The 13,069-nt window shown below is 52.6% G+C and carries 13 protein-coding genes and 1 other annotated feature (1 of these 14 only partly in view); of the genes, 1 reads left to right on the forward strand and 12 read right to left on the reverse strand.

Features of this window, described 5'->3' with window-relative positions; all coding sequences use genetic code 11:
- Positions 1–86: a binding site (T-box leader), on the forward strand; it begins 149 nt to the left of the window's first position.
- A 242-nt stretch (positions 87–328) separates the two neighbouring features.
- The gene (gene serA, locus ABIE48_RS20040) at positions 329–1,924 is read left to right on the forward strand and encodes a phosphoglycerate dehydrogenase (protein ID WP_145023876.1); all 1,596 of its coding nucleotides are present in this window, start codon (positions 329–331) and stop codon (positions 1,922–1,924) included.
- A 168-nt stretch (positions 1,925–2,092) separates the two neighbouring features.
- Here serA and ABIE48_RS20045 read toward each other — a convergent pair whose 3' ends face one another.
- The 12 genes from ABIE48_RS20045 to ABIE48_RS20100 form a co-directional block, all read right to left on the reverse strand.
- Positions 2,093–3,523: an ATP-binding protein gene (locus ABIE48_RS20045; protein ID WP_354519548.1), complete on the reverse strand. Its 1,431-nt coding sequence runs from the start codon at positions 3,521–3,523 to the stop codon at positions 2,093–2,095.
- Between the two features lies 1 nt (position 3,524).
- Positions 3,525–4,241: a response regulator transcription factor gene (locus ABIE48_RS20050; RefSeq protein ID WP_076170066.1), complete on the reverse strand. Its 717-nt coding sequence runs from the start codon at positions 4,239–4,241 to the stop codon at positions 3,525–3,527.
- A gap of 181 nt (positions 4,242–4,422) precedes the next feature.
- Complete coding sequence (gene ccsA, locus ABIE48_RS20055) at positions 4,423–5,685, reverse strand: cytochrome c biogenesis protein CcsA (RefSeq protein WP_145023873.1); 1,263 nt, start codon at positions 5,683–5,685, stop codon at positions 4,423–4,425.
- The gene (gene resB / locus ABIE48_RS20060; protein ID WP_354519550.1) at positions 5,682–7,373 is read right to left on the reverse strand and encodes a cytochrome c biogenesis protein ResB; all 1,692 of its coding nucleotides are present in this window, start codon (positions 7,371–7,373) and stop codon (positions 5,682–5,684) included. Before resB ends, ccsA begins: the two co-directional genes overlap by 4 nt.
- Positions 7,373–7,897, reverse strand: a complete 525-nt coding sequence (gene resA, locus ABIE48_RS20065) for a thiol-disulfide oxidoreductase ResA (RefSeq protein ID WP_076170064.1) — start codon at positions 7,895–7,897, stop codon at positions 7,373–7,375. Before resA ends, resB begins: the two co-directional genes overlap by 1 nt.
- 128 nt (positions 7,898–8,025) lie before the next feature.
- Positions 8,026–8,766, reverse strand: coding sequence for a pseudouridine synthase (locus tag ABIE48_RS20070; RefSeq protein WP_145023869.1), 741 nt, complete (start codon positions 8,764–8,766; stop codon positions 8,026–8,028).
- 21 nt (positions 8,767–8,787) lie between these two features.
- Positions 8,788–9,129 (reverse strand): peptidoglycan recognition protein family protein, encoded by a 342-nt coding sequence (locus tag ABIE48_RS20075; protein ID WP_145023867.1) that lies wholly within the window; start codon positions 9,127–9,129, stop codon positions 8,788–8,790.
- An 80-nt stretch (positions 9,130–9,209) separates the two neighbouring features.
- Complete coding sequence (locus tag ABIE48_RS20080; RefSeq protein WP_076170061.1) at positions 9,210–9,743, reverse strand: spore maturation protein; 534 nt, start codon at positions 9,741–9,743, stop codon at positions 9,210–9,212.
- A 9-nt stretch (positions 9,744–9,752) separates the two neighbouring features.
- On the reverse strand, positions 9,753–10,400 hold the full coding sequence (locus ABIE48_RS20085; RefSeq protein WP_145023865.1) for a nucleoside recognition domain-containing protein: 648 nt from the start codon (positions 10,398–10,400) through the stop codon (positions 9,753–9,755).
- Between the two features lie 35 nt (positions 10,401–10,435).
- Positions 10,436–11,626: a D-alanyl-D-alanine carboxypeptidase family protein gene (locus tag ABIE48_RS20090; protein ID WP_145023863.1), complete on the reverse strand. Its 1,191-nt coding sequence runs from the start codon at positions 11,624–11,626 to the stop codon at positions 10,436–10,438.
- A gap of 158 nt (positions 11,627–11,784) precedes the next feature.
- The gene (gene ytfJ, locus ABIE48_RS20095; RefSeq protein ID WP_076170059.1) at positions 11,785–12,252 is read right to left on the reverse strand and encodes a GerW family sporulation protein; all 468 of its coding nucleotides are present in this window, start codon (positions 12,250–12,252) and stop codon (positions 11,785–11,787) included.
- A 121-nt stretch (positions 12,253–12,373) separates the two neighbouring features.
- Positions 12,374–13,057 (reverse strand): DUF2953 domain-containing protein, encoded by a 684-nt coding sequence (locus ABIE48_RS20100; RefSeq protein ID WP_186325965.1) that lies wholly within the window; start codon positions 13,055–13,057, stop codon positions 12,374–12,376.
- Between the last annotated feature and the right edge of the window lie 12 nt (positions 13,058–13,069).

A 13,069-nucleotide genomic window follows, 5' to 3' on the forward strand; every position in this document is an offset into this window, starting at 1 on the left:
AGGTCTCCAATCGGAAGACCTTGAGGCTGCCGTTCGCGAAGACGGCGGTGAATTAGGGTGGCACCACGATAACTCTCGTCCCTTACTACGGAAGTAGTATGCGGATCGGGAGTTTTTTTGTTGTCCAACTAAGAATAATAAGGAAAATCCGGCCAGCTGCACGTTCATCCTTTGGCACAGTACCGCGTTGCTTTACGGAATAAACTTAGGCGTCCGCCTGATTGCCTCCCATAGGCTCAGCGGCTCCACTTTTGGCTTCACGGATATGTTCCTATCGGACATGTCCTTATATATAAGCGTTCTAGATATTTAAGGAGGATGGAAACCAATGTTTAAAGTGTTAGTATCGGATCCGATTAGCGATCTCGGAATCCAGCAGTTAGTCGATGCACCTGATGTCACGGTAGAGAAAAATACAGGGCTCTCCGAAGACGAGCTTGCGGCGATCATCGGGGATTATGACGCCCTTCTCGTTCGCAGCCAAACGCGTGTTACCGAAAAAATTATGGCCGCGGGATCCCGCCTGAAAGTCGTCGGCCGCGCCGGTGTCGGCGTGGACAACATCGACCTCGAAGCGGCAACCCAACGCGGCATCATCGTTATTAATGCCCCTGACGGCAATACGATAACAACCTGCGAGCATACCTTTGCGATGATGATGGCGCTGGCCCGTCACATCCCGCAAGCTTATGCCAAAACGATCGGCGGAACCTGGGACCGCAAATCGTTCCTTGGCGTCGAGCTTCGCAACAAAACGCTCGGCGTACTAGGTATGGGACGGATCGGCAGCGAGGTGGCCAAACGTGCCAAAGCGTTCGGCATGAACATTCTGGCATTCGACCCGTTCCTGACCCAGGAACGCGCCGAGAAGCTCGAAGTGAAGCTGGCAACAGTGGACGATATTATCCGGAATGCCGATTTTATGACAGTGCATACGCCTCTTACGCCGGAGACCCGCCATATGATTTCCCGTCCGCAATTTGAAGTGATGAAAAAGGGTATGCGCATCATCAACTGCGCCCGCGGTGGCGTCATTGACGAGATGGCCCTGGTTGAAGCAATCGACGAAGGCATCGTTGCCGGCGCCGCATTCGATGTGTTTGAATCGGAGCCGCCGCAGCAGGACCATCCGTTCCTGAACCATCCGAAGATTATCGTTACGCCTCACCTTGGCGCTTCCACCATCGAAGCCCAGGAGAACGTAGCCATTGACGTGTCCGAAGAAGTGCTGCATATTCTGCGCGACGAGCCGTTCAAGAACGCCGTCAACATGCCGCCGGTGGCACCGAGCATCATGAGCCGTCTGCAGCCTTACTTCTCGCTCGGGGAGAAACTGGGCAGCTTTGCCGCCCAAATTACGAAAAACCAGGCGATCCATGAAATTCATGTGGACTATGCGGGAGATTTGTCCGACATCGACACCCTTCCGCTGACTCGCTATATCGTCAAAGGCGTGCTTGCCCACCACCTTGGCAGCGAAGTCAATATCGTCAACTGCATGCATCTCGCCAAAAACCGTGAAGTCAACGTGGCCGTATCCACGGCTCCTAAATCCAAAGGCTTTACGAACCTGCTTACCGTGACCCTCAAAACCTCCGAAAACGAAGAGCGTCTGGTAGCAGGCACCCTCCTTAACGGCTATGGAGAGCGGATCGTGCAGCTGAACAAGTTCCCTGTCGATATCGCTCCGGAGGGTCATCAAATCCTGATTTCCCATAACGATAAACCAGGTATTATTGGCCAAGTAGGAACGCTGCTCGGCAAGAACGACGTTAACATCGCTTCGATGCAGGTCGGCCGGAAAATTATCGGCGGCGAAGCCATCATGATTCTGACCGTTGACAAAGGCGTGCAGAAAGAAGTGCTGAATGAGCTGACGACGATTCCGGAACTCAACAGTGCCGTCGAAATCGTCCTTTCCTAATCGGTCCATACTTTATTAAGAACAGCGTAAGCAGGTTCAAGTGAGCCTGGCTTACGCTGTTTTTTGTTGGTGGGAAACAAGCTGATGTTCCACGTTGAACAAGATTAATCTTTTTTCTTCAACAAAAAAACACCCCGTCAGAGGTGTTTCCTGTTCTTTTTCCATTATTTACGGCTTTCGACAGGGCAGCAGCATCGTAAAGGCCGTTCCTTCGCCCAGGATGCTGTCCACCTGAATGCTGCCCTGGTGCGATTCTACGATGTTCTTAACAATGGCTAGCCCAAGACCCGTTCCGACCGATTCCCCGCGTACCCGTGCCTTGTCCGCCTTGTAAAACCGTTCAAACACGAACGGCAGATCCTCCGGCGGAATGCCTACGCCCTCGTCCTTCACCACGATTCGGATCATCAGCTTGTTGTCCGACAGGACACGGTCGGCAAGGATGCTGATCTTCTTCTCTTCAGGCGTGTGCCTGAACGCATTGTCCAGCAGGTTGGTCATCACCTGCTCCAAACGGTCTTCGTCGGCCTCCTCAAGCACCATATCCTCCGTCTTGCGGTCATAAAGGAGCTCGATATTCCGTTCCTTGGCCCGTACCGTAAACTTGCGGTATACGCGCTCCAGCAGCTCGTTGAGGTCAAGCTGCTTTTTGGCCATGTCGACATGCCCCGCTTCCATCCGCGCCATGTCAAGCAGATCCTTAACCAGTCGCCCCATGCGAAGGGATTCGTCATGAATGACCTGAATCAGTTCCTGGCTCTCCTCCGGCGACGCCGCCATGCCATCCAGCAGCGCTTCGCTGTATCCCTGCATCATGGACAGCGGTGTACGGATCTCATGCGACACGTTGGCAACGAAGTCCTGGCGCATTTTCTCCAGCTGCACTTCCTCGGTTACGTTGCGGAGCACCGCAACCGCTCCGCGGATGTCGTTATCCGAATACAGAGGCGCCATATGAACCGACCAGACGCCCTGCTTGACGTGAAGATTCGTGCTCGTGTCGCCGCTGCCCTCCAGCATATTGTCGAACAGGTCCAGCAAAGGCTCGGGTACCTGCTGTTCTTCTTCCCCTTCGGCGTCCTCCTGGTCCAAGTTCCAGTGGATATCCTTCCATTGGGTGATCAGCTTCTGTCCCGGTGGATTCGTCAAGATCACCTTGCCTGAAGTATCGAACGTAATGACGCCGTCGCTCATACTTCGGAGGACGCTCGCCAAATGCTCCTTTTCCTGGTTCAAGTTGCGGATGTTGTCTTCCAGCTCAGCCGCCATATGATTGAACGTGTTCGCCAGCTTCCCAATCTCGTCGCTCGTATTGATCGACAGGCGTGTGTTGTACTCGCCTTTACGGATCGCTTCGGTAGCCTGAATCATCTGCTGCATCGGCTGCGTAATCTTCGTCAGCAGAAACAGCGCAAAGAAGGTCGTCATCGAAAACCCGATGATCGCCGTGTACGTAAACAGCCGCTTGATGTCTCCGGAGTTCGAATAATTCATATCGATGTATGGAAGCAGAAATAACCCGAGAATAATCAGGATGCATGCTACCAGGCAGATGATGGTCGCCCAGAGCTTCCCGACAAGAGAGGTCCAGAAATTCATGTTATTTCGGTACCTCGAGCTTGTAGCCTACGCCCCAGACGGTGGTGATCATCGCCGCCGACTCCGGTGATACCTTGTTCAGCTTCTCCCGCAGGCGCTTCACGTGCGTGTCGACCGTCCGCAGGTCACCGAAAAATTCATAGTTCCATACATCCTTCAGCAATTCTTCCCGGGAAAAAACCTTGTCAGGCGAGACCGCCAGGTAATGCAGCAGCTCGTATTCCTTAGGCGTCAAGCTGACCTCTTGTCCGTTCGCTGTCACCCGGTGGGCATCGTGCTCAATCACAAGATGCGGAAACACGATGTTGTTGCTCGAATTCGTTTCCTTCGACAGGTACGCCGTTGCCGAAGAGCGCCGCAAAATCGCTTTTACCCGGTAAATGACTTCCCTCGGGCTGAATGGCTTCACGACATAATCGTCCGCGCCGACTTCAAAGCCTTGAACCCGGTTGATCTCCTCGCCCTTGGCGGTCAGCATCAGCACCGGCGTCGATTTGAGCTGGCGCAGCCGGTTGCACACCTCGATGCCGTCCATGCCGGGAAGCATCAAGTCCAGCATGATCAGGCCATAATCCTGATTGGAAGCTTTACGGAGCGCGGTTTCACCGTCCTCGGCCTCCTCGACTTCATAGCCTTCCTTCTCCAAATACATTTTCAGCAAGCGGCGGATCCGTTCCTCGTCGTCCACGACCAGGATCCGGTTTGTATGTTCTGACATAAGACAACCTCAACCCCTTCTATGTTTCTATGAAGAACTTGTCATAACTCCATGCTAATCTTAACAAAAATCCGTTTCAACATCCAAGCGAGCAATGTGAAACGGATTATTCAGTGCTAAATGGATTGAACTAAAGTAAGAATGTGCTCTAGTTCAATCCATATAAATTGTCATATTCGAATCAGCTTGTACCCGCATAGGAGTGAAGTCCGGCAATGACCAGGTTCACGCCGACGAGGGTAAACATAACCACCAAGAAGCCGAGAACCGACAGCCATGACGACTGGCGCCCCTGCCAGCCGCGGGACAATCTGAGATGCAGGTAGGCACTGTAGAACAGCCAGCAGATGAGCGCCCACACTTCTTTCGGATCCCATCCCCAGAAGCGTCCCCAGGCCACCTGAGCCCAAATCATTGCAAAGATCAAGGCGCCGAGCGTAAAGATCGGAAACCCGATGGCGATCGCACGGTAGCTGATCTCATCCAAATCGTCGGGGTCGATCCCGTCCAGGAACGGAGAGGCCGCACGTCCAAGCGGCTTGCGCGCGATCAACCGGAGGATTCCGTACAGGATAATGCCGGAGATCACCGTCCAAATAATCGTGTTGAACTTGCGTCCCGCGTTGATCCCGTTCATCCAGGACGGAGCGCTGAACAGCGGCTTTGTCATGCCGAGGAACGGCTGATAGCTTTCGACCTTGCTGTGATACGGCGCAACGATCGGCGGCAGCTTGTATTCGACGGTCTGCGTAACGCTCGTCGTTTGCCCGGCCGTTCCGGAAGCCTTCGTCTGGGTGAACACGGATTCATAACCGGCTGCACGGAAGGCAAAGACCGTAATGATAAACGAGATAACCAGAATGATCGAGAAAAATACGATTTCGACCCAGCGCTGCTGGCGTCTGTCCTTTTTATCCGTGCTGCTGAAATTCACCGTGCGCAGCAGGTACATAAAGCCTGCCGCAAATGCGATCGCGAAGAACGACTCTCCGGCCGCCGCCATCGTGACGTGGATTTTCAGCCAATAGGACTGCAGCGACGGAATCAGCGGCTGCACCTCCTGCGGAAATACCGCGGCGTATGCCATGATGATGATCGTGATCGGAACGGCGAACAAGCCGAGTATCGTTTTGCGGTAAATGAGATATACCACCGTAAACGCCACCATGACCATCATCGAAAGGAATGACATGAATTCGTACATGTTGCTGACGGGAATATGTCCGCCGCCCGCCCATCGGGTAAAGAAGTACGTTAGCTCCAGCACCAGGCCGAGGGAGGATACCCCGAACGCGATATTCCCCCACTTCCTGCGGTGCGACTCCGGATCCCTGTTGCTCCACCGGCGGCCCATAATGGCGACCGCGAACAGGATGAACGCCGCGCAGTACAGGAAGAATGCGACGACGAACATGTTGCTGCTGAAATTTAACAATCCACTCATGAGTGATTCCCTCCGTTATCCAAGGACTTCTCGTCCACTTCCAGATTCATTTTGCGAAGTATTGCCGCAATCTCCCGGCGGATGCCGAACCAGTTCTTGTTGGTATGCGCACCGAGGGTCAGGTTCCCGTCGTCAATCCGCAGCCAGATCCGGCGGTGCTGCCAATAGAAGCCGAGTATAAGTCCAAGCATGACGATGGCTGCGCCTACCCAGACAAAAGGCATCGCTTTGTCCACCCGGATGTTCAAATAGGTGGTCGACATCGATAAGTCCACATTTCCCATTCCTTTGACATCCAGCTCAAGCGGAACGCTGCCGCCGTTCATTTTGGCGTTTATGGCATCCTGCTGGAAGCGCTCCTTGTCGACTTGTTTCGGGAAATAGAAATAATGTACGCCTTCGGCTGGCAAATTCGGCCCTTTAATCAGGAAGAGAAAAGCCGGCGCGTTTGGATTCGGAGTTTTCGTGACGGGCTGACCGTTCTCGTCCAGCCCAAAATCGTTGTACTTCTCCTTCAACTCAAGCGAATATGGCCCTACCTTGTAGTTCCGCTCTGGATCCTTGATCTTCAGCTGGAACGTACCGTAATCTTTGCCGGTCTTCTTGTCCACCAGGGAAGGCTTGACCGAACGGAGGACCGGTGTCAAATCATAGTCAAACTGATAGGCCTTCAGGCCTTTGTAATCCATCGGGTCGTTAACCTCGATATTGTGATGGTCAACGGCCTTCAGCGTAGGCTGTTTGGACGGATCATTGCAGTTGGCCGTACATTCGTAAAGGGTCGCCTGCGTCTTGAACAGTTTTGGAAGCACCTTGTTTTTGCCCTGAAATTCCTTTGGCAAATCTTGTTCCGAGTAATATTCAACCGTAAACTTCTCGTTCTTCAAATAATACGACGTATTCGGAATGTGCTTGATTTCGCCTTCAGGAAAAGCGACATGCTGATCCATGTGCAGACCCGGCAAGCCGCGGGCCAGCACGGCCAGCAGGAAAATGATCAGCCCGATATGGATGACGTATGGTCCCCAGCGGCTGAAGCGGTACTTTTCTGCGAGTAAAGCGTTATCCAAGGTATGTACACGGTAGCCTCTTTTCTTGATGTGGACGGATGCCTGCTCCACCCATTTCTTGGACTCCAGCTCTACCGGTCCCTGATACACCACGCGCTGACGGGTCAGGAACTGCTTATGCTTCAAAATTCTTTGCTTGGTAAGCGCTTTGTACAATGGCAGCACCCGGTCCAGGCTGCAGATGACCAGCGACGCGCCGATCATGACGAGCAGGAGGACAAACCACCAGGATTCGTACGTATGCGACAGGCCCAGCTTGTAATAAATCCATCCGGGCGTGCCGTAAGTATCCTTGTAGTACGTTGAGGGATCGATGTTCAGAAATGTGTTTTCCTGGGGGAAAATCGTCCCGAGCATCGATCCGAGCAGGGTCAGGATAATCATGTATACGGCGATCTTTACAGACGAAAAGAAGTTCCAGATCCGGTCTATGAAATTCGGGTTGGCACGCTGAGAGCGTCGTGCCATCCCGTCATAGCGCATCTCCAGAACTTCGTTGGACTCGCGGTCTTGTTCTTCCAATGGCCTTCCGCAAGCCTCGCAGAGCACCGTTCCCACGGGGTTTTGGTGCCCGCACTCGCACTTGGTGTTCTTGAATGCAATAACTTCCTTCATCATCAGGAATTCACCAACTCTTCAATTTGCTGATCGAGAGTTTGCAAATCCAGCTGTCCCAGATGGATCTTATTGATCTTCCCGTTAGGCGAGACAAAAAACGTCGTAGGCAGCGGGGATATTCCGTAGGATTGAATGGCGTCCTTCTCGGGATCCAGCATTACAGGGAAGCTGACATGGACCTGCTTCACAAAATTTTCCACGGCCATCTTGTCCTCGCCGGCGTTGATGCCAACGATGACGACATCCTTATCCTTCCACTTATCATACTGGGCCTGCAGAGCGGGCATTTCCTTCACGCATGGTTCGCACCAGGTTCCCCAGAAATTGACAACAAGCGCCTTGCCTTTATATTCATCGAGCGTATGAACCTTGCCGTCCAGCCCGAGCAAGTCAAAGTTCGGCGCCTTACTGCCTTCCGTCGGTTTGCCATTAGAGCCCGAAACCTGTGTCGTAATGGCGTAACCGCCCAAAATGACAATCAACAGCAGGATAATGATTTGAACCTTTTTTCTAGATTTACCCATGCCAAAAGCTCCCTTTCCATGACAAATCACATATTTTAAGCGCAGAGTTTGAACAACCTATGAACAATTATAGCGAAATAATGTCACAGGTGCTCCGGGAGTATTTGAAAATTATGTGTCCTTCCGTTCTATCTTTTGTTTAAATTTCCCGATTTAGCCATATTTAATAAACTTTGTACTTCATCCTTTGTCAGGTGGCGGTACAAACCGCGCTTCAAATTGTGCAGCAGCAGGTCGCCGAACGCCACGCGTTTCAGCCGGATCACCGGGTGCTTGATCGCATCAAACATGCGTCTGACCTGCCGGTTGCGGCCTTCATGAATCGTGATGCTGATTACGGCTTCGTTCTTCTCCGTGTCGATATCTTTATATTCGACTTCGGCAGGGGCCGTCATACCATCATCCAGCTGAATGCCGGCTTTGAGCTTGTCCAGGTCGCTGCCGTGCGGGATCCCCTCCACCGTCGCCAGATACGTTTTGGGCACATGATGCCGCGGGTGAGTCAGCAGATTGGCAAATTCGCCGTCATTGGTCAGCAGCAGCAGACCTTCGGTATCGTAGTCCAGACGGCCGACCGGATAAACCCGCTCTTTGATGCCTTTCAAATAATCGGTTACGATTTTTCGTCCTTCCGGGTCGGACGCGCTGGTAATTACCCCTTTCGGCTTGTTGAACACGATGTAAATCTTCTGCTCGTGCTTGATCGGCTTGCCGTTCACCTTGATGATATCTTGATTCGGGTCCGCCTTGGTCCCCAGCGTGGTTACGGTTTCCCCGTTAACTTCCACTTTGCCGGCCAGAATCAATTCTTCGCACTTACGGCGCGAAGCGATACCGGCCTGCGCTAACACTTTCTGTAATCTCTCCATGTTCAATAGGTCACCTCAACCCTAATGATAACCATCAACAGGATAAATCACAAGTTCGTTCCATGGAAAATCCGCTCCTGGGCAGGTGTCGGAGTGAGGATACAAATAGAGGGGGGAAATATTGTAGCGGCGTGCCAGCTCCATAATAAGTTTGCTGGCAACGAACAGCTGCTGTTTTTCGGCAGCGCGAAACAGGGTGTATTCGCGGTTGAAATCACCCTGGAGGCAAATATGGATATGGGAAGGATCGGTGACGTAAGGGGAAGAAACGACCGAGGCATCCTCCCCGATCCAAAAATCAAACCCTTTCCCGTTGATGGAAGGGCATACGGAATGATGGATGATAAAGCCTTCGAATGTCATGCGGATCACCTCATTTAAACTAGCCTGAGCTTGTTACAGTATATGAGGTGTCCATGAAACCGTTCCACACGGCAGTCCGGTTATCCGAAGAACAACAGGCAGACGGCAATAGCGGCTGCAAATCCTACCGCATCCGACAAGAGACCGACCTTAAGCGCATACCGCCCGTTGCGGATCCCGACCGCACCCAAATAAACGGTGAGCACGTACAGCGTCGTATCCGTGCTGCCTTGAATCGTTGAAGCCATCCGTCCGATCATGGAATCCGGGCCGTACACCGAGATCAGATCGGTGGCGAATGCGAGGGACCCTGTTCCTGTCAGCGGCCGCAGGAGACCCAGGGGCAATATTTCGCTCGGAACGCCCAAATGCTGAAGGAAGGGACCTGTCCAGCCCACAAAAAAATCAAGGGCCCCCGAGGCCCGGAAGATGCTGATCCCTACCATCATCCCGACCAGGTTAGGAATGATTTGAATGGCCGTTTGAAATCCCTCTTTGGCTCCGTCGACGAAGGATTCGTACACCGGCACCTTCTTGGTAAAAGCATAAAGGGGAATAAACGCGATCAGTACGGGGATCGCCCAGGCCGATATCAGATTGATGAACGCCACCATACGCCCTGCTCACCCTTTCAGCTCGGATTGGGAGGAAGAAACGGGACCCGCATGCACCGGCGGCTTCTTCGGCCTGCTGCGCATAAATTTGCGCCGGTACCAGCGGTCCATCACGATGGCTGCCAACGTGGCAACGGCGGTCGCCATCAGCGTGGTGCCAACGATATCGGTCGGATTGGCGGACTGATAGTTCATCCGGATCGCGATCAGCGTAGTCGGAATCAAGGTGATGCTGGCCGTATTGAGCGCCAGCAGCGTGCACATCGCCGGACTGGCGGCCGTCTTATCGGGATTCAGCGTCTGCAGCTCCTGCATCGCCTTGATGCCCATTGGCGTGGCTGCGTTGCCTAGACCGAGCAGATTCGCGCTCATATTGGACAAGATGTAACCCATCGCAGGATGGTTTTTCGGCACATCCGGAAATAAAAAGGTGACGATCGGGCTCAGCAGCCGGGCTATTTTTTTCAGCAGGCCCGAATCTTCCGCAAGGCGCATCATACCGAGCCAGAAGACCAGCACGCTAATTAACCCGAAACATACTGTCACCCCGGTCTTAGCCCCGTCGAAGGCCGCAGAAGTGACCAGTTCAATCTTCCCCTGGGCTGCTGCAAAACCGAATCCAATCAGAATAAGCCCCAGCCAAATCGCATTGATCATTTCGTATCCCCTCTCCCCAGGTTGTTACGTTAACATCAGGCGCCGGGCTGAAGCAGACGCTTCATCACCACGCTGAACCATTGTCCCCAATTACTTTTGTGAACGGGTGCCATCGTCTGTTTTGCAGCTGTTCCGGACGCCGTTCGTTCCGGCAGCACGCTTCCTTTTCTGTAGACCGGAATTTCTCCGATCTTTTCCCCTTTCAGTGACACCTCGATTTTCCCTCTCAGCCCGAATCTCAAATCCGGCGCTCCTTCCTCCGCTTCAGGATAGAGCACCAGCTTCTTGTTGACCTGAGCTTCCTCGCCATCGGCAAAAGGGTACTGGAACGTTTGGCTGACGACCAGGTCCTGACCCTGTACCGACTCCCCTTTTTCGGTCAGCTGTTTCAGCGGGTAATATTCAAACCCGTAATCCAGCATTCTGCCGTGGTCGTTCCAGTCGTCCCCGTCGTTCAGTGTCACGGCGACCAGCTGTTGGCCGTTGCGGGTTGCCGAGCTGACCAGGCAGCGGAACGCCTTTTTGGTATAGCCGGTCTTGACCCCGTCCGCTCCTTCATAAAGGCGGAGCATTTTATTTTTGTTATCCCATTTGTAGTCCCAGGATTCATTCGGATTCGGAACCTTCTTCGTCGGCGTCTTCACGATTTCCTTAAAAACCGGATTATGCAGGGCATATGCCGTCAGCTTGGCCAAATCGTTGGCCGATGAATAATGGCCTTCCTCGTCCAGTCCGTGCGGATTCATAAAATGCGAATGGGAAAGGCCCAGCATACGGGCTTTCTCGTTCATCAAATATACAAACCCCTCTACAGAACCTCCGACGTGCTCGGCAATCGCCGTGGCCGCGTCATTGCCTGAACGGAGCATCAGCCCGTACAGCATATTTTCCAGGGTCATTTCTTCCCCCAGCTTGAGATAGATGGAAGACCCTTCTTTGCCAAAGGCATTTTTGCTGACCTTCACTTCGCTGTCCAGCTTGCCATGCTCAATCGCTACGATCGCGGTCATGATTTTCGTCAGGCTGGCGATCCGGAGCTCATCGTCCCCGTGGCTGGAATACAGCAGCCTGCCTGAAGTGACATCGATCAAGGCTGCGGCCTGAGCGTGGGTGCCGAGAGCGGGTAAATTTTTCGCGGCGGATGCCCGGCTTGTACCGGCAAAGCCGCTGGCGATGAGCGTGATGACCGCAATCCAGCTCCATATTCGTTTATGCTTGATCCACATGTTATCTTTCCTTTCGGTTCGGAAAATCTTGTACAAGTATATGCTTGGCCTAACTCGGGTATGCCAAACGTGCAAACCAGAAAAAAACAATGACCTTTTTCAGAAATCGTTTCTTCACAAAAAATCCCTCCCGGCTGACGGAAGGGATTGGCACAGGCTTAAAACAATGAAGGATTGATCTCCGAAGTCGTCGTTTGGGCTGGATTGACAGCACCCGTTTGCGTATTCGTTTGGAACATCGACGTGATTTTATCCACCATGGACGGTGCGGAATCAATTAATTTCTCAAATAAATGCGTTTGATTATCGAGCGGAACGATATTCACGCCCGCTTTGCCGACAACGAGAAATGCGATCGGACGAATCGAAACGCCGCCGCCGCTGCCCCCGCCGAACGGCAAGGACTTGGATTCGTGTCCGGGTGCCGCGCTCACGCTTTTACTGATATCATCCGCGTTAAAATCACTTCCCCCTGCAGCAAAGCCAAAGCCCACCTTACTGATCGGAAGGATGACGCTGCCGTCAGGAGTTTCTACAGGGTCGCCGACAATTGTGTTGACATCAACCATGCCTTTGATGTTTTCCATCGCAGTCTGCATTAAGCCTTGAATCGGATGCTCTGCCATGTTGATTCCTCCTAGTGTGTTGATATTAAGCTCTGAGCCACAGATGTTAGCTTGCCCATATCCCTTTGAAGTATGTAGTCACGTCTGCTCGGCCGGTACCGTTAAATAAAGTAAGCCTTTGCTACCGAAGAACCTGTTTGGCCAATCGGAACCAATGGATCGGACCTCCCGGTACTTTGAGAATTCGGGCCATCAACACGATGCCGGCATACAAGGCATAACCGCAGGAGATGCGGGCGACGCAGGACAGCTCGGTGGCAAACTGCGGCTCATCCTTAAACACCGGAACGACAAAGAGCCTAGGATTGTTTCGCATGCGTACTTTAAAGGAAAGCCAGCCCACCAGGGTCGTTTTGAGCCCCCACACGGTTCCCGTTGCAATCGCAGTCCATGCTGCATCGCCGGTCGATAAATTAGTGGACCAATCCAGCTTTATGATGTTCACATGCTGCATAGTACGGTTAAACCATTCCTTTAAAGAAGCCGTCGACTGGAGCATAATCCTCACTTCATCTGCCCAATGGTCCAGCCGTCTTTTGTTAATATGCGCTTTTCCGACGGTTTGGCCGTTACGGAAACTGTTTTTACTCTCAAGCCGGAGCATAAAGCCCTTTTTCATATTGGCAAACACCAGGGAAGGCATCTCATAATGCATCTTTACGATTCCATACAGCATCTTGACGTCCAATACGGCCTTGTCATCCTTATTATGCTTGCTGTACCATAATGTAATGGTAATGCTTGACATTATGACGGCAACCAGCAGAATGATCAGGAGAACAATAATGGCGACTACAATCCACACGTATAAACCCCC

This window comes from Paenibacillus sp. OAE614 (genome assembly GCF_040546645.1).
In the GTDB taxonomy this organism is placed as follows: Bacteria; Bacillota; Bacilli; order Paenibacillales; family Paenibacillaceae; genus Paenibacillus_AQ; species Paenibacillus_AQ favisporus.